Source organism: Soonwooa buanensis, from assembly GCF_900167905.1.
GTDB lineage: Bacteria > Bacteroidota > Bacteroidia > Flavobacteriales > Weeksellaceae > Soonwooa > Soonwooa buanensis.
The window spans coordinates 83,778-100,393 of record NZ_FUYZ01000001.1 but is presented as its reverse complement, the minus strand read 5'-3'; the positions used below and the strand labels follow the sequence as shown (position 1 = coordinate 100,393).

Here is a 16,616-nt window from a genome sequence, read left to right as displayed (position 1 = left end):
TTATAGGTTTTTGTGTTTTGTTTTCTAGTTTTGCGATATCGCAGAGTATGAAAAATAACATGTTATATAATGGAAAAAAAGAAATAGCAAAAGTAGAAGCAGAAGGTTGCGGTGTGTTTTCAAGTAATTGCGTGTATCATATAAGCAGTTTGGATGATAAGCCATTGATGTCAATCGCTCTTTTAGAAAGTGTTAATCCTTTGAAAAAAGATGCAGATGGAAAACCTTCAATAGAACTTTATTTACGATTTGTTTTTTCGGATTTGGACAAAGCTGCAGAGATGGATGCTACTTGGCTTAATTTAAAAAAATCCATTGCCCAAACGATTGTTAAGAATAATTTCATTGTCAATCAACAGATTAACGAAGGAGCTGTCAATAATTTTATTAAACTTTATGGCGAACGATATTCCGAAAGAGAAAAGTCGCACAAAGAGATTATCCTTGTTAAGTAAAATAAATGAAACAGCCAATTTTGGCTGTTTTTATATTATGACAATATGAAAAAAATACTATTATTATTTATTGTAATTTTTGCAATATCATGTAAAGCACAAGATGTATATCCGCTTAAAACGCTCTATACAGAATTACCCAACTATGTGTATCTAAAAGATACTAATAATGAGCTTTCTGGTTTTACAGGGACTTATACTGCTAATTATGAAGGTAAAAGCATTACATTATTTATTACAAAACATAATAAAAAGCTACTTGATAGAATAAATCTTTTTTATAAAGATATCTTAATTGTAAATTATTTGATAAAAGATTATAATGGGAATATATTAATAGATAGTAGGAGTATTACTTTCAACTCAAATCTTACTAAAGACTTTATTATTAGTCATTGGGTAGATGATAATGGACAAAAGCTATTCGCAACCTATGGTGGGACTAATTGTGGCGTTGGCAACGGGATAGTCAATCTAACGAAGCTTAATGCAACACAACTATCATGGGAGTATGTATCAGGGGTTACGATATTAACAGATAAAACTTGTCCTCCAGGTACAGATATTAAAGTATATCTTCCCAAAACTAAAGATTTAATATTTACTAAAGCATTTGATTTTGGTGAGGTAAGAACAAAATAAACTATTTTTAGATATACAAAAAAGCAGTCAATTTTGGCTGCTTTTGGATCATATGACAATATTTATAATGAAGAAAACTGCAGTTTTATTTAGCTTATTTATAGCTTCTGTATCATGTACAGCACAAACACTTCCTCTTAATACTTACTTAGACGATATTCCTAATAATGCGTATGTTAAAGATTTAGATAATGAGTTAAAAGCTTATACAGGTGTCTATGAAGCAAGCTTTGAGAATAAAAAGATAACATTATATCTTACAAAGCAAGAAAATAAAATTGAAAAAAGTATTAATAAGACTTATTTTATGGATGCACTTGTCGTTAAGTATGTTGTTAAAAATGCATCAGATAGCGTTCTTCAGGATACAAAAAATATTACAAGTAATAATAATCAACTCTATAGTATAGCTACCCGAGCTGCTCAAAATGAGGTAACATTATTGTACTCTGGCACTAACTGTTCAGTTGGTTGGGGTGTTGTAATACTAAAAAAGCTTAATGCTAATCAGTTATCCTGGGAATATCGTCCTAATGATATTATATTGGACGATGCCACTTGTCCTCCAGGTATAGACCTTACAATATATCTACCAGAGACTAAAGATTTAATATTTACTAAAGCATTTGATTTTGGTGAGGTAAGAACAAAATAAACTATTTTTAGATATACAAAAAAGCAGTCAATTTTGGCTGCTTTTGTTTTTAAAATTAATAATTTCCGTATTTTAGTTTTAAAGAAATGAAATTTTACTTTCAATCTAAGTTCTTAAGCAAAATGACAAAAAATATTATAATTCTCTCTATTCTGTTAGCTTTTACTTCTTGTAAAAAAGAAGAGTCGGTTTCGAATCTTCAGAATTCAGATTCAACAACAATTTCAAAAAATATTGTAAAAGATACATTGGCTCAACCAATAGAATTAAAAGAAATACCTCAAGATCCTCATGATATTTTGGATACCTCTTTTATTGGGAAAACAACTATCGAAATCAATAAATTAAATATTCATGAATGTTTTGGGATGTTGCTTGAAGATAATGAACAAAAATTTGCAATAGCAAAATATTCAAATGTTGTAGACGATTGCTTCAAAGGAAAGAACAAAATTCTTTTCGAAAAATTTATGAATTACTATGATAATGGTAAAGCTAATTTTAAAATTGTTGATGAACTAAATGTAATAACTAATCATCCCAAAACTTATTTTAATGCTGTTCACTTGACATTAGACGGTTCCGAAAAAGTGTATTTGGCAGAGTATGAGGATAGCGGAAAAGAAAGTATTACAAGGATTTACAAAATTTGGAAAATCGATTTTGATGTAGAAAAATTTGTTGAAATAAAAGTGCCTCAAAATTTAACATTTCTAAATCCGGAATATGCTGAAGAATAATATTTTCTTATAAATAATAATGTTATGAAAAACATAATTCGGATTATTGTAGTTTTTGCTTCGGTGATGTTTTCTGCCCAGCATTTGGAATTGGGAAAGGATAAGATAAACTTGGAAAACTTCAAAATGCCTTTTGATGTCAATAGTTTTTACAAAAAACAGTTAGAATTAAATAAAAAAACGACTGAACTTCTTGAACAAGACAAAATGGACACACCTGCTTATGACAAGCTTTTGAAACAATATAAATTTGTTGAAGGCATTAAAACAATTGACGTTTCTGATACCAAAAAGTTGCTGTTATATGAGATGAAAAGCATTAATACAAAAGATACTTTGGCTTTTTTTGGAAATGTGAAGTTTCAAAAACTTGAAATGATTAGCAATCAAAAAAATGAGTTTCAGTCTTTACGAGCTGTATCATTTTCTTATAAAGATAATAAGAAGAATTATGAACATCTAAAAAATATTCTAGTCAAGAAGTTTGGAAATCCTCAAAAAATAGATTCTGATAATTTTGCTGAGAAAGAATATTTTCTATGGAAGACAAAGGACTTTGTCTACATTTTGAGCCTTAAAATTGAAACAGAAAAAGATGTTCCAAAATATTATTATTCGGATTTATACATTATAAATGGAGAAAATTTTGAGGATTTAAAAATGAGTTTTAATAAAATTTATAATTACTGGAATTTGTAATAAATGCGTTTTTTTTAAAACTAAAATAAAAAAAACGGCTTAGTATCTTGTAATGCCAAAGCGTTTTTATATTTTACAAAATTCTAATAAACCCGTTGTCCAAATATCGCAGAACCAACACGAACAGAATTGGCGCCACATTCGATGGCGAGATGGAAGTCATCACTCATTCCCATTGACAAAACGTCTAATTTTTTCTGCATCGACAATTGGTCAAACAATCTTTTCAAGAACGAAAATTCTCTTTTGACTTGTACTTTATCATCGACAAAACTTGCCATTCCCATCAAGCCTACAATTTCAATATTTGGAAATTCACCTTGAAGATATTTTAGAAATAATTCTTTAGCTTCTGAAACTTCAAGACCTGTTTTGGTGTCTTCTTCAGCGATTTTAACTTGAAGAAGAACTTTTATTGTGCGTTCGTTTTTCTCAGCTTGTTTGTTGATTTCACTAAGTAATTTTTCGCTGTCAACACTTTGTATCATCGCTACGAAAGGTGCAATATATTTCACCTTGTTGGTTTGTAAATGCCCAATCAAATGCCACTCGATATCCGACGGAAGATTGGGTTGTTTCTCCATCATTTCTTGGACTTTATTTTCTCCAAAAATGCGTTGTCCGAAATTATAAACTTCTTGAATTTTTTCAATCGGGTGATTTTTAGAAACTGCAACCAAAGTTACATCCTCTGGAAGTTGAGATTTAATATGTTGATATTGTTCTTTAATAGACATTTTTCTTAATTGTTAATTATGAATTATGAGTTATGAGTTATGAGTTATGAATTATGAATTAATTTTGCTAAAACCTAAAACCTAAAACCTATTTACTTATTTAATAGATTAACGGTTTCATAAAGGTCTTTTCGACGATCGTTCATGACTTGTACTGCGCCATTGTAATGTAATTCTTTTAAAAGATTAAGATCTACATCGACGATTAAAGTCATTTCGGTATTTGGCGTCGCTTCACCTTTTGTAGCATTGGACGGAAACGCAAAGTCTGACGGCGTGAAAACTGCCGCTTGTCCAAACTGTATATCCATATTGCTAACACCTGGCAAGTTACCAACGCAACCCGTTATAGCAACATAACATTCGTTTTCGATGGCGCGCGCAGCTGCACAATTTCTAACTCTTGTGTATGCGTTTTGTGTGTCCGTCAAGTAAGGAACAAACAAAATCTTCATGCCTTGATCTGCTAAGATTCTAGGTAATTCTGGGAACTCGACATCATAACAAATTACAATACCAATTTTTCCGCAATCGGTGTCAATAACTTTGATGTCGTTACCACCTTGCATCCCGTAATAACGTCTTTCGTTAGGTGTAATATGGATTTTTCGATATTCGTCGATTTTCCCATCGCGGTGGCAAAGATAACTAGCATTAAACATTTTGCCATCTTCCATGATCGGCATACTGCCCGAAATAATATTCACGTTGTAGCTAACAGCATATTCCGAAATTTTATTTCGAATTTTTTCCGTCATTTCGGCAAGCTTTTCCATCGCTTCGCGCTCGTGCATGTGATTAAACTGCGCCAACAAAGGCGTGTTAAACAATTCTGGGAATACACAGAAATCGGATTCATAACTTCCTAAAACATCAACAAAGAATTCAACTTGTTGATAAAAAGCGTCAATATCTTTGAAGTGACGCATTTGCCATTGTACCAAACCAAGTCTGATGACGCTGTCTTGCATCGTATTCTTTTTGGAGGTATAGTAGATGTTATTCCATTGTAGAAGAACTGCGTATTCTTCGGATTCCACATCGCCTTTTAGATAACCTTTTAATATTTTTAGAGGAGAAAAGTTATTCGATAATTGGAAACTAAGAACTGGATCGTAGATTTCTTTTAATCTAACTTTTTTGATGTATTCTCGAGGAGTTAACTCATTGCTATACAGGTGATAATTTGGGATTCTTCCACCTATGATGATGGATTTTAGATTTTTAATTTCGCATAATTCTTTACGCGCATCGTATAATCTTCGTCCCAGTCTTAACGTACGATATTCTGGATCGACAAAAACCTCGATGCCATAAAGTGTATTACCGATATTACTGTGCGTGTTAAAGCTCTCTTGTCCTGTAATTTCGTCGTAAGTATGTTGATCTCCAAATATTTCGTACTGTACAACGATCGAAAGTGCTGCAGCAACCAATTTTCCGTCAACTGTAATACACAACTGACCTTCAGGAAAAATAGAAGTTAATTTTTGAATATTTCGTTTTGCCCAAACATTATCTTCAATATCGGGATAAGCATTTTGCATGGCTGTTGCCAGTTCGTCGTAATCGTCTATCGAAAGTTTTCTAATATCTACTTGCATATTGTGTTTTTAAATGTTTGATTTTGAATGAATTAATCTTGACGAAAGTTTTAAAAATCTTGTCACCAAAAGTACAGCTGAGATCGTCAGTCCAATTCCTAATGCAATCCACATACCGAGTGCGCCCATTTTCTGAATATAACATAAATAATAACCCAGTGGAATTGTGAAAATCCAGTACGCAATAAAGGTAATAATACTTGGGATTTTAACATCTTGTATGCCTCTCAATGCGCCTAATGCTGCTACTTGTATGCCATCTGACAATTGGAAAAGTGCTGCGATTATCAATAATTTTGATGCTAAAGTAATGACTTCAACATCGCTTTCTTTCGTGAAGAAATGTGGTAAAATATCTCTAAATGTAATAAAGATTAAACCACAAAATATCATAAATAGAAATGCCATTTTAAGATTGTTGATTCCGACTTTTCTTAAACCTATAAAATCATGATTTCCGAGTCGATTACCAATCATAACTGTTGATGCAACGCTAAAACCAATACAAAGATTAAAAGTAAACGATGCCATGGACAAAGCGATTTGGTGTGATGCAATGTCTTTTGCACTTATTAATCCGCAAATAAAAGCCGCACCAGCAAAAGCCGTTACTTCAAAAAACATCTGTAAAGCTGTTGGAAGCCCAAGTTTAATCATTTTATTAAACATTGACTTGCTAAACTCCGATATTTTAAGACTAAATTCTTTAATATAACGTTTTGTTTTTGGCTCCTTAACCATCACAAAATAAAGGAAAACTACCATGAAAATTCTCGCAATTAAAGTGGCTAAAGCCGATCCTTGTACGCCCATTGCTGGAAGTCCAAACATACCTTTTATGAAAATATAATTGAGAACTACATTAATGATATTGGCAAGAATTGTTGCTTTTGTTACACCAATTGTATAGCTAAGACCTTCCGAAACCTCGCGCAAAGTTTGGAACATCATAAAAGGTATCATACTAATCGCCATAATGTGCAAAAAGTCAATGGTATCGGGGATAATTTCCTTTGGTTGATCCATATGATAGAGTAGTGGAAGTGCTAACATTAAAGCTAACATCAGTATAATCCCAACGGTCATATTAATGACGAAACCGTGACGAAAAACATTATTAATAATCGAATGTTTTTCTTGAGTTTTCGCTTCCGAAACCAAAGGCGGAATTGCAAAAGAAAATCCTAATGCTAAAACAAAAATCGAAAAGAACACTGCATTTCCCAATGACACCGAAGCTAGAGCTTGCGAGCCAAGCAACTTGCCGACAATAATGTTGTCGAACAAGTTAACGGAAACTTGTCCAACTTGCGTCAACATTACTGGCAATGCTAAGGTTAGAGATTCGCGAGTATATTTTAAGTCAAGAAACTTCATATATTATTAAATTTTTAAAACAAAAAACCGCAGATTTTAAAGTTCTGCGGTTTCCATAGAATATTAAAATCGTTTACTTTCTCACAAAATTAGCAACATCTTCCGCCGAAACAGGATTTGCACCCAAAATAACCAAACGTTCTACAACGTTTCTAAGCTCACGGATGTTACCAGTCCAACTGAATTGTTTAAGAGCCGCAATGGCTTTATCATCAAATTTTTTCGCAGCATTTCCTTGCTCATCAGCGATGTTTTTTGCAAAATGCTCCACCAAAAGAGGAATGTCATCTTTACGATCATCCAAAGCCGGAACATGGATTTCGATAACAGAAAGTCTGTGGAACAAGTCTTCACGGAATTTTCCGTCCGCAATTTCTTTATGCAAATCTTTGTTAGTCGCTGCTACAACTCTAACGTCAACTTTTATTTCTTTATCGCTACCAACAGGAGATACTTTGCTTTCTTGTAAAGCACGAAGCACTTTAGCTTGTGCTACCAAACTCATATCACCTATTTCATCCAAGAAAATTGTTCCGCCATTAGCTTGTTCAAATTTTCCAGATTTATCTTTAATAGCTCCTGTGAAAGAACCTTTAACGTGTCCAAATAATTCACTTTCAATAAGTTCTGACGGGATTGCCGCACAGTTAACTTCAACCATTGGACCTTTCGATCTTTCACTTTGTGCGTGGATCGCGTGCGCAACCAATTCTTTACCAGCACCGTTAGGACCTGTAATCAAAACTCTAGCGTCAGAAGCTGCCACTTTTTCTATCATATCTTGGATCATCTTCAAAGCTGGAGAATTACCAATCATTTGATATTTTTTGTTGACTTTCTTTTTAAGTTGGTTGTTTTCTGATTTTAAACTTTTATTATCTTTCTGTAGATTACCTTTGTCTAAAGCATTTTTAACGCTGGTAATCAATCTGTTAATGTCGATAGGTTTTGATATGAAATCATAAGCGCCATCTTTAAGACAATTAACAGCTGTGTCGATATCGGCATGACCAGAAATCATTACAAAAGTAGTTTCTGGTTTTATTTGCATGGTTTCTTTTAGTAATTCGGTACCAGAAAGTTTTGGCATTTTGATATCAGAAATAACCAACGAGAAATCTTCTTTTTCAAGAATTTTTAAGGCTTCGAGCCCGTCGTTAGCGATTTCGAATTCGTAATCTGTAAGCTCTTCTGATAAAATACTATGAAGAACGCCTGAAATGGCTTTTTCGTCTTCTACAATAAGAATTTTTTGCATAGGGCAAAGGTAACAAAAATTGTACTAATTATTAATTAATCATTTAATTATGAAATGTTCTCTTAATCTACCAATATTTTTTTGGTGTGAGAAATTCCGTCTATCGATAAAGTCCCAAAATAGACTCCTTTTCTTAAGGATTGAATGTTAATGCGGTCTTCATTTTTAATATTTAAAACTGTTTTTCCCAAAGCATCAACGATACTAAAATTATATTCTTTAAGTTTTTTATTTAAAAATTCTAAAGTAATATAATCGTTAGCGGGATTTGGAGAAATCTTTAGACTTTTGACTTGATCTTCGGGTGTACAAACTGCCATCGTTTGGTTTTTTGCACCAGCAAAGTGCATCATTGCGCCAGTTGCAGCTTTAGCAACATTAAAAATATATACAGGATCTAACTTTGCGAATGTATCGCCAGAAGAGTGCGGTTGATCGCTTTCATTAGCTTCGTAGAAACCAGTAATCACTTCACCATTATTTTCAAACGGCATATAATCGGAATTGTAAGCGTGAGACAACTTTGGTTGCAATGGCGAATATAGACTTACATAAGACATCAACTGCTGCGTAACCGTATTGGATGCTGCATTGTTAGAACTAACATAGTTACTCTCATCACGCTCACACATGATTTGGTTGTTGACTTTACCAGCTACGCCGCCAACTTCATCAATATTAAAAACCAGTTTAATATTCATTTTTGGATTTGTGCCATTAACAACATTATTGACATAAGCCGAACTTCCGATAAGACCTTGTTCTTCACCTGCAAAATTGATGAATTTGATAGAATATTCGGTTTCGATATTTTTTAAAAGTCGAGCTACTTCCAAAATCACAGAAACACCACTTCCGTTGTCATTAGTCCCAGGACCGTTAATCGTGTCATAATGCCCGCAGATAATCACAAAAGTATCAGGATATTTAGTCCCAGTTTTTGTTATGATTAAATTTTTGGAGGTTGTACCTTGGTAATTAAAACTATGTTCTTGCATTTCTGAAGCACTGTAACCAAAGCCTGTGTATTTAGTTTTAAGCCAAGTTAATGCTTCTGTCAATTTTGTACTTCCAGTAGTTTTGATACCAATATTTTCAAATTCTTGAAGATTGGTTGTAATATTACTTTGTGTCACTTGATTACTAATCGACGCATAATAAGGATTTGCAGTTTGACTAAAGTACAAATTGGTTATAAAAGTGGCAGCGATTAACAAAGAAGATTTTAGTGTCATTTTAAAAGTTTAGGTTTCCAAAGATAATTTTATTCTTAAACATAAAAAAGAGGAATTATAAATTCCTCTTAAGTAAATGATAGTGCGTTAATATGAAAGCGCTTTTAGCTTATTCTTCTTTATTAGAATCTAGCTTGTCAGCGATATTATCTTTAATTTCTTCAGTTTTATCAGCCGCTTTTTCGTAAAGTTCTGATGTTGTATTTTTTGTCGTTTGCCAAGCTTCTTCTGCGAAATCTTTGGTATCGTCCCAAGCATTAGCAACCGAGTTTTTTATTTGATCAAAAAAGCCTTCTTTGCTAGGTTCTTGGTTATTTCTCTTTTGCTCGTCAATATAGTTTTTAGCTTTATTCGCTAATTCTGTAATTTTCTCTTGAGAGTTGTTTGCAAAGCTATTAAGAGATTCTTTTGCATCGTTAACAACTTCTTTTGCTTTGTTATAATCTTGATTGTCCATTGTTTTAAATATTTAATGTTTGATGTTAATAGTATTTTCAAAATATATTCCATCATAGTTATAATGGATGTTAAAATATTTCTTATTTTTTCACAAACTTTTCTTAACTAAAATTTGACAAAAATGGAAAAAATAAGATGTGGTTGGTGTGGTAAAGACGAGCTTTACATGGACTATCACGATAACGAATGGGGAAAACCAGTCTATGATGACGAGATACTTTTTGAGTTTTTGGTTTTAGAAAGCTTCCAAGCTGGACTTAGTTGGATTACGATTTTAAGAAAAAGAGAAAATTTTAGAAAAGCTTTTGACAATTTTAATTATAAAATTATAGCTGAATATAATGATGCGAAAGTGGAAGAGTTGATGGCTGATACTGGTATTGTTAGAAATCGATTAAAAGTTTTAGCAACGATAAATAATGCTAAACGCTTTATGGAAGTCCAAAAAGAATTTGGAAGTTTTTCAAAATATATTTGGGGATTTGTCGATAATCAACCCATTATTAATCAACCTTCAACTCTGAAAGACGTACCTGCAACCACTGATATTTCTGATGCTTTAGCAAAAGATTTGAAAAAAAGAGGATTTAAATTTCTTGGATCGACGGTTGTCTATGCGCACATGCAAGCGACAGGTATGGTTAATGACCATATTTTGGATTGTCATGCGAGATAGTTTTTATTTTAAAACCGAAAAAAAAGAAAGCCTAGACATAAATCTAGGCTTTTTTATTTGGATTAAATGAGAGTTTCGAACTTATTTAATAACACGTTCTAGCACCCATTCGATCATCATTTTTTCTGAAGCATGGTGATCTGCAGCAAATTCGCCACGTCTTCTGTTCGCGATAACGCAGTTAACAGTAATAGCTTTGTGTCCTAATAATTTTGAAAGTCCATAGATTGCCGAAGTTTCCATTTCGAAGTTTGAAATCCCTAAATCATTTAGTTTTTCTAAGAATTGATCATCCAAAGCTTTTAGTCTCAATTGACGTCCTTGCGGCGCATAGAATCCAGGGAAGGTCGCCGTATTACCGTGGTATTTTGCATCCTTGTAAAGATCTAGCAATTCTGGCGCACAATCCGAAAAGTACAACATTGGCTTAATGTTAGCGTAAGGGAAGTTGTCTAAAAATGACTTACTGAATTCGTTTTCAAATTTATAATCGCTATAGAAATGCATTAGTCCGTCAAGACCAACAACATTTTCGCTCACCAAAAGATTGTCAACTTGGATGTCAGGATTAACGCTGCCACAAGTCCCCATACGGAAAAGATCCAAAGACTTATGTTCTGTTTTGAACTCTTTATTCTTAAGATCGATGTTCACCAACGCATCCAATTCGTTCATTACGATATCGATATTTTCGGTACCGATACCTGTTGACATCACAGTAATTCTTTCGCCACGAAGTGTCCCAGTATGCGTATAGAATTCGCGTTTGTTTTTCTTTATTTCTACGGTGTCAAAATATTTTGAAACACGTGGTACACGGTCAGGATCGCCAACTAACAAGATTTTGTCAGCAATATCTTCTGGTAAAAGGTTAAGGTGATAAACACTTCCGTCGTCGTTAAGAACCAGCTCCGAAGCTGCAAGTTTATTAAGCATATTTTATTGTTTTTTTAATTAATGAAAAACCTCTGTTTTAGAAGCTTTTGGAACGGATTGAAGTCAGCATTCGTTCGGTAATTTTTAAGTCTAAAAATTTTTAGAGGTGCTAATTTAGTAAATATTCTCACATATTCACTAATATATTAATCTTGCGTTTGTCATATTTAGAATTTCTTGATTTAATCAAAAAAACGTAAACATATCATAACATAAGATTAAGCTCTAGATAATATGGTAACAATAGTTTTGTAGGAAAAATTTTTCATGAAGTATTTTATCTATGTTTTGGTGATTGTTATTGGATTTTCTGCAATGTCGTTTGATAAGAGTTATAATGGCAAAAAAGCAGAAAATAACTCAATTAATATTGGACTTTCCAATTTTAAAAAAGCTTTAGAGAAATTAAAAACAGATGTTCAGTTATTTGGTGAAGATAAAATCTCTACTGAAGCACTTCAACAATCTTTAAAAAACACAAGAAATAGTTTTAAAGAAATTGAATTCTATATCGCATACCATTATCCCGAATTTGTAAAAACCAATATTAATAGTGCGCCATTGTATCGTCTAGAAGGCGCTGGTACAACGTCTTATACATTGCCACCAGAAGGATTGCAGGTTTTGGATGAGCTTATTTTTTCAGATGAAATTAGAGACAATAAAGAGCAAATCAAAGAAATAACAGGTTTGTTGTTTAATAAGTACAATAATTTTTATCTAAGTGCCACTACTAATGGCATCAGCAAAGGCGCTAACAAAACCTTACCTTTGAGGATAGAACTGATAAGAATCTACAGTCTTGGTGTTACAGGATTTGATACGCCAGGCTCTTTGAATATAGCAGAAGAAGCGCGTCATGCTTTTTTAGGAATGAAAAAATACGTGAATGATGATGCTTATTTCAAAAATTTTGATGTTAAAAAAGCCAATGAATTTTTTGATTTGGCTGATGTTTATCTTTCTAAAAATACCGATTTTGAAAGCTTTGACCGAATCGAATTTTATAAAAAAATAGTTCAGCCTTTGTATGAAGAATTGGAAGGTTGGGATGGAAATCCTGACGATCTAAAAGAATTTTCTGGTTGGAATGTTGGTAACAAAAACTTTTTTAGTAGCGATTTTCTTAACCCGTATTTTTTTACATTATTAAAAGAATCTGAAGATAATAAGGATTTGCGAAGTCTTGGGAAAGCTATTTTCTATGATCAAAATCTTAGCGACAACGGAAGAATGAGTTGCGCTACTTGTCATCTTCCCGAGAATGCATTCACAGATCTTAAAGCCAAGTCGCCAAGTAATGTAGAAGGCAAAACGGTTTTGAGGAATTCGCCGTCACTTTATAATGCTGTTTTTGCAAAACGATTTTTCTATGACATGCGAGCTTTTTATTTGGAGCAACAAGTAGAGCATGTTATTTATAACGAACAAGAATTTAATACAAGCTACGAAAGTATTTTGAAGAAACTGAAATCCGATTCTAAATACAAACAAGCTTTTAGAAAGGCTTTTAAAAATGGGAAAGTTGATAAGATGAATTTTTCTAAAGCTTTGAGTTCTTATGTGGCATCACTTTACTCTTTCGATAGCGATTTTGACCGTTTTATGAGGAATGAAAAAGACATTTCTGATGATGCTAAAAAAGGCTTTAATCTTTTTATGGGGAAAGCCAATTGTGCGACTTGCCATTTTGTGCCACATTTTTCAGGATTAGTTCCACCATTTTTTAATGAAAATGAATCCGAAATTTTAGGTGTTACAAAAGCTCCTATTAATAAAAAACCATTAGAACTGGATACAGACAAGGGAAGAGCAAATAGTATTGTTAAAAAAGAAAGTTCTTGGATCTACGAAAACTCTTTTAAGACAACTACAGTTCGTAATATCGAATTGACAAAACCTTATTTTCATAATGGTGCTTTCAATACTTTGGAAGAAGTTGTCGATTTTTATAACGAAGGTGGAGGCGAAGGACTTGGTCTTAAGGTTAATAATCAAACGCTTCCTTCTGATAAATTAAACCTAAATGATGCTGAAAAAAAGCAACTTGTCATTTTCCTGAAAAGTCTTACGGATATTAGTAAAAACAAGAATTAATGTTAAATTCATACGTTAACATTGAGTTTTAGATTTAGTAAAATTTAGTTTCAGATTCTTAAAATCCTCGTAACAGAAAGCTTTAGCAGAAGAAATAATTTTGTTTCGAAATAAAATAAAAGTTAAAAATGAAAACAAAATTACTATCAGTTGCTGCTTTAGCATTGATGATGTCTCAATTGGCGAATGCCCAGTCTTCTTGCACAGGAACGCACATTAGTTGCTTTAAGTCCATCGCGCCAACTTCACAAACTGGAAAACTTATTATCCCAGCAGAACACAAGTATCAGCTCATCCTTAAAGAAGGTGATAACTATACCGAAGGTGGTGGTAAAGTTGGTGGTCAAAACGACTTTACAGGTTATGTTGCAAAAAATGGAAGTAGCGTTGATGGTTATCTTTCAGTTAACCATGAGACTAATCCAGGAGGAGTTACAATGGCTGAGATTAACTACAATGCGACAAAGAAGTTGTGGGAGCTTACAAAATCTAGAGGTGTTAATTTTTCTACTCCAAGTCTAGTACAAACAATCCGAAACTGTTCTGGTGGTGTTACACCATGGGGAACAATAGTAACGGCTGAAGAATCTGTAACATCTAATGATACCAATGGTGATGGTTACAAAGATTATGGTTGGTTAGTAGAGATTGATCCTGCAACAGCACAAGTTATTTCTAAAAACCAAGATGGTTCTCAAGGTAAGCTTTGGCAAATGGGTATTATGAATCACGAAAATGTGGTAATTAATAATGCTGGGACAATAGCTTATTACGGTGAAGATGGTGGAACTAATCTATTCTATAAGTTTGTGATGGATACACCTAATGACCTGTCTTCTGGAGATTTATTTGTTTTAAAAGCTGATCAAGGTCTTAGCAATGGCGATCCGGTGGTTACAACTGCGCAATGGATCCAAGTGCCTAACAAAACGAAAGCAGATCAAAATAATACACAGAATCTTGCAAAATCGCTAGGTGGTACAGCATTCAACGGGATCGAAGATGCAGAAATTAATCCATTGGATGGTAAAATCTATTTTACAGCAAAAGGACTTAACAAAGTCTATCGTTTCAAAGATGATGGTACAACAGCTTCTGAGCTAGAAACTTTTGTTGGAGGTCTTAACACGATGTACTCTTTCGAAACTGCAAACGGGACAATGTCAGAAAAATGGGGAGATGGTAACGATAATTTAACATTTGATGAGTTAGGAAATCTTTGGGTATTACAAGATGGTGGTAAAAATTACATTTGGGTAATTGCACCAGATCATACACAAGCTAACCCGAAAGTAAGATTGTTTGCGTCGATGCCTTCAGGATCGGAGCCTACAGGACTTACTTTTACACCAGATCACAAGTTTGGCTTCTTCTCGATTCAGCATCCAGATTCATCAATTTCTACAGATGTTGATGCGACTGGTAATACAATTGACTATAGAGGGAAATCTGCAACAATCGTTATTGCGCTTAAAGATAATTTGGGATCGTCAGGAAGTTTAGGAACTCAAAATGTTGATAATAACATTACAGTTTCTCCAAATCCTACGTCAGGTTTGGTGAAGATTACCTCGGATAAAGGTCTTAAAGATATCAACTTAACTGCTTATAGCATCGACGGAAAAATTGTTTACACAAAACAAATTTCGGGTGTACAGAAGAATGTAGAATTAGATTTAACAAAAGCTTTAGATGCTTCAAAATCTTTAATTCTTAACATCGAAGCTGAAGCTTTCCAAAAAACGGTTAAACTTTTGAAAAAATAATTATTAATGCAATTTAGCTCCTGATACTTTGTTATCAGGAGCTTTTATTTTTTATGAAAAAGATTCAACTTTTCCTTTTTGTTTTAAGTTTTCATGCTTTTAATGCGCAGATAGATCCTATCAAATTTCCGACTTACACATCTGTTGAAGATGCAAAAAAGGCGAAAGAAAAAATATTTAGTTTAAGTTTTCGCGAAAAAGGACTCTTTAATGTTCCGCCTGAAATCACTAATTTTCAAGAGGTGTTTTTTCTAAATTTTATGGGAAATAATTTAGAGAAAATGGATGAAAAAATATTCAGTCTTAAAAAACTCGAGTATCTTTATTTGAATAAAAATGGAATTAAATATATACCCGATAATATTGCAGAATTGACACAGTTGAAGGAGTTTTTTATGAACCTAAATGCTTTAACAGAAGTTAATCCTAATCTTTCAAAACTTCAAAACTTGGAAGTTATACATCTCGATGCTAACAATTTGTCGGTTTTTCCAGAAGCTTTAATCGAGATTAAAAATCTGAAGGAAATCAATTTGCAAGGCAACCAGATTAGTTTTATTCCTGAAAATCTTGACAAAATAAAAGAGTTGAAATACTTGAATTTATCCATGAATCAGATTAATGATTTAGAAAACGTCAACTTTCCTAAGAAACTGAAATATGTAGAACTTCAAGAAAACACCATTATCAACCTTCCTAAAAGCTTATTAAAGCTAAAAAAATTAGAATTTCTTAATCTTAGTAACAACAATATCGAAAGCTTACCATCTTACATACGTCAACTAGAAAATGTTGAAAGTATCAATTTGGCTAACAATAAGTTAAGTCTGATTCCTGCAGAGATTAGTTCGCTTAAAAATTTAAAAACTTTAATCCTAACAGGAAATCCAATTGATAAAAAAAGCATTGAAAATCTTAAATCTTCAATGCCTCAAACACAAATATATTTTTAATTATCCGCCGACACGTTTGGTTTTATAACCCATATCTTTCAGAATAGTCATAATCTTATCACGGTTGTCACCTTGGATGACGATAACGCCATCTTTCTCGGATCCACCGATGCCTAGCGTTGTTTTTATCTTTTTAGAAATCGCTTTTAGCTCATCTTCGCTACCTTCGAAACCTTCTATTAAAGTAACGGGTTTTCCGTTGCGACCTTTCTTTTCGAATTTGCACACGAGCGCTTCTTTTTGTTGAAACTTTTCCTCGGGCATTTCAAAATCTTGCTCTTCATGATCGGGGAAAAGGTTTTTCAATTGGTCTCTTAAGTCCATTGT

General features: G+C 33.0%; 17 protein-coding genes. 9 read left to right on the top strand and 8 right to left on the bottom strand.

All coding sequences use genetic code 11. The features are described 5' to 3' along the window. Nucleotides 1-47: 47 nt before the first annotated feature. From B5X62_RS00480 to B5X62_RS00460, 5 genes are all read left to right on the top strand, one after another. Entirely contained in the window at nt 48-455 is a 408-nt protein-coding gene (locus B5X62_RS00480; RefSeq protein WP_144038258.1) for a hypothetical protein, read from the top strand. 45 nt (nt 456-500) lie between these two features. Beyond that, entirely contained in the window at nt 501-1,097 is a 597-nt protein-coding gene (locus tag B5X62_RS00475) for a DUF6705 family protein (protein ID WP_079665434.1), read from the top strand. Between the two features lie 67 nt (nt 1,098-1,164). Next, nucleotides 1,165-1,752, top strand: a complete 588-nt coding sequence (locus B5X62_RS00470) for a DUF6705 family protein (RefSeq protein WP_079665433.1) — start codon at nt 1,165-1,167, stop codon at nt 1,750-1,752. A 122-nt stretch (nt 1,753-1,874) separates the two neighbouring features. After that, on the top strand, nt 1,875-2,492 hold the full coding sequence (locus B5X62_RS00465; RefSeq protein WP_144038257.1) for a hypothetical protein: 618 nt from the start codon (nt 1,875-1,877) through the stop codon (nt 2,490-2,492). 24 nt (nt 2,493-2,516) lie between these two features. Then, the gene (locus B5X62_RS00460) at nt 2,517-3,191 is read left to right on the top strand and encodes a hypothetical protein (protein WP_079665431.1); all 675 of its coding nucleotides are present in this window, start codon (nt 2,517-2,519) and stop codon (nt 3,189-3,191) included. Nucleotides 3,192-3,274: 83 nt separating this feature from the next. Here the strand turns inward: B5X62_RS00460 and B5X62_RS00455 are convergent, their stop codons facing one another. The 6 genes from B5X62_RS00455 to B5X62_RS00430 all read right to left on the bottom strand — a co-directional run bounded on the left by B5X62_RS00455 (nt 3,275) and on the right by B5X62_RS00430 (nt 9,859). Further along, a complete protein-coding gene (locus tag B5X62_RS00455) occupies nt 3,275-3,928 on the bottom strand; it encodes a YggS family pyridoxal phosphate-dependent enzyme (RefSeq protein ID WP_079665430.1) in 654 nt (217 codons plus the stop codon). A 92-nt stretch (nt 3,929-4,020) separates the two neighbouring features. Next, on the bottom strand, nt 4,021-5,532 hold the full coding sequence (locus B5X62_RS00450) for a carbon-nitrogen hydrolase family protein (RefSeq protein WP_079665429.1): 1,512 nt from the start codon (nt 5,530-5,532) through the stop codon (nt 4,021-4,023). A gap of 9 nt (nt 5,533-5,541) precedes the next feature. Continuing rightward, nucleotides 5,542-6,909, bottom strand: coding sequence for an MATE family efflux transporter (locus B5X62_RS00445; RefSeq protein ID WP_079665428.1), 1,368 nt, complete (start codon nt 6,907-6,909; stop codon nt 5,542-5,544). Nucleotides 6,910-6,982: 73 nt separating this feature from the next. After that, the gene (locus B5X62_RS00440; protein ID WP_079665427.1) at nt 6,983-8,167 is read right to left on the bottom strand and encodes a sigma-54-dependent transcriptional regulator; all 1,185 of its coding nucleotides are present in this window, start codon (nt 8,165-8,167) and stop codon (nt 6,983-6,985) included. Nucleotides 8,168-8,229: 62 nt separating this feature from the next. Then, a complete protein-coding gene (locus B5X62_RS00435; RefSeq protein ID WP_079665426.1) occupies nt 8,230-9,402 on the bottom strand; it encodes a M28 family peptidase in 1,173 nt (390 codons plus the stop codon). Between the two features lie 109 nt (nt 9,403-9,511). Then, nucleotides 9,512-9,859, bottom strand: a complete 348-nt coding sequence (locus B5X62_RS00430; protein WP_079665425.1) for a hypothetical protein — start codon at nt 9,857-9,859, stop codon at nt 9,512-9,514. Nucleotides 9,860-9,982: 123 nt separating this feature from the next. Between B5X62_RS00430 and B5X62_RS00425 the strand changes: the two genes are divergently transcribed. Further along, nucleotides 9,983-10,537 carry a DNA-3-methyladenine glycosylase I gene (locus B5X62_RS00425; protein WP_079665424.1) on the top strand — a complete coding sequence of 185 codons (555 nt, stop codon included), beginning with the start codon at nt 9,983-9,985 and terminating at the stop codon, nt 10,535-10,537. Nucleotides 10,538-10,618: 81 nt separating this feature from the next. On the opposite strand, the gene B5X62_RS00420 is transcribed toward B5X62_RS00425, so the two are convergent. Then, nucleotides 10,619-11,473, bottom strand: a complete 855-nt coding sequence (locus B5X62_RS00420) for a nucleoside phosphorylase (protein ID WP_079665423.1) — start codon at nt 11,471-11,473, stop codon at nt 10,619-10,621. 267 nt (nt 11,474-11,740) lie between these two features. Here B5X62_RS00420 and B5X62_RS00415 point away from each other — a divergent pair, with 267 nt between their 5' ends. From B5X62_RS00415 to B5X62_RS00405, 3 genes are all read left to right on the top strand, one after another. Next, complete coding sequence (locus tag B5X62_RS00415; RefSeq protein ID WP_079665422.1) at nt 11,741-13,570, top strand: cytochrome-c peroxidase; 1,830 nt, start codon at nt 11,741-11,743, stop codon at nt 13,568-13,570. A 128-nt stretch (nt 13,571-13,698) separates the two neighbouring features. Continuing rightward, nucleotides 13,699-15,336, top strand: coding sequence for an alkaline phosphatase PhoX (locus B5X62_RS00410; protein ID WP_245797097.1), 1,638 nt, complete (start codon nt 13,699-13,701; stop codon nt 15,334-15,336). Between the two features lie 53 nt (nt 15,337-15,389). Then, complete coding sequence (locus B5X62_RS00405; protein WP_079665421.1) at nt 15,390-16,289, top strand: leucine-rich repeat domain-containing protein; 900 nt, start codon at nt 15,390-15,392, stop codon at nt 16,287-16,289. Here B5X62_RS00405 and B5X62_RS00400 read toward each other — a convergent pair whose 3' ends face one another. Continuing rightward, the gene (locus tag B5X62_RS00400; RefSeq protein ID WP_079665420.1) at nt 16,290-16,613 is read right to left on the bottom strand and encodes a translation initiation factor; all 324 of its coding nucleotides are present in this window, start codon (nt 16,611-16,613) and stop codon (nt 16,290-16,292) included. It abuts the gene before it with no gap. Nucleotides 16,614-16,616: the final 3 nt, after the last annotated feature.

Coding starts and splice junctions, on each gene's coding strand:
- B5X62_RS00480 (WP_144038258.1), top strand. CDS start 48: ATGAAAAATAACATGTTATATAATGGAAAAAAAGAAATAGCAAAAGTA.
- B5X62_RS00475 (WP_079665434.1), top strand. CDS start 501: ATGAAAAAAATACTATTATTATTTATTGTAATTTTTGCAATATCATGT.
- B5X62_RS00470 (WP_079665433.1), top strand. CDS start 1,165: ATGAAGAAAACTGCAGTTTTATTTAGCTTATTTATAGCTTCTGTATCA.
- B5X62_RS00465 (WP_144038257.1), top strand. CDS start 1,875: ATGACAAAAAATATTATAATTCTCTCTATTCTGTTAGCTTTTACTTCT.
- B5X62_RS00460 (WP_079665431.1), top strand. CDS start 2,517: ATGAAAAACATAATTCGGATTATTGTAGTTTTTGCTTCGGTGATGTTT.
- B5X62_RS00455 (WP_079665430.1), bottom strand. CDS start 3,928: ATGTCTATTAAAGAACAATATCAACATATTAAATCTCAACTTCCAGAG.
- B5X62_RS00450 (WP_079665429.1), bottom strand. CDS start 5,532: ATGCAAGTAGATATTAGAAAACTTTCGATAGACGATTACGACGAACTG.
- B5X62_RS00445 (WP_079665428.1), bottom strand. CDS start 6,909: ATGAAGTTTCTTGACTTAAAATATACTCGCGAATCTCTAACCTTAGCA.
- B5X62_RS00440 (WP_079665427.1), bottom strand. CDS start 8,167: ATGCAAAAAATTCTTATTGTAGAAGACGAAAAAGCCATTTCAGGCGTT.
- B5X62_RS00435 (WP_079665426.1), bottom strand. CDS start 9,402: ATGACACTAAAATCTTCTTTGTTAATCGCTGCCACTTTTATAACCAAT.
- B5X62_RS00430 (WP_079665425.1), bottom strand. CDS start 9,859: ATGGACAATCAAGATTATAACAAAGCAAAAGAAGTTGTTAACGATGCA.
- B5X62_RS00425 (WP_079665424.1), top strand. CDS start 9,983: ATGGAAAAAATAAGATGTGGTTGGTGTGGTAAAGACGAGCTTTACATG.
- B5X62_RS00420 (WP_079665423.1), bottom strand. CDS start 11,473: ATGCTTAATAAACTTGCAGCTTCGGAGCTGGTTCTTAACGACGACGGA.
- B5X62_RS00415 (WP_079665422.1), top strand. CDS start 11,741: ATGAAGTATTTTATCTATGTTTTGGTGATTGTTATTGGATTTTCTGCA.
- B5X62_RS00410 (WP_245797097.1), top strand. CDS start 13,699: ATGAAAACAAAATTACTATCAGTTGCTGCTTTAGCATTGATGATGTCT.
- B5X62_RS00405 (WP_079665421.1), top strand. CDS start 15,390: ATGAAAAAGATTCAACTTTTCCTTTTTGTTTTAAGTTTTCATGCTTTT.
- B5X62_RS00400 (WP_079665420.1), bottom strand. CDS start 16,613: ATGGACTTAAGAGACCAATTGAAAAACCTTTTCCCCGATCATGAAGAG.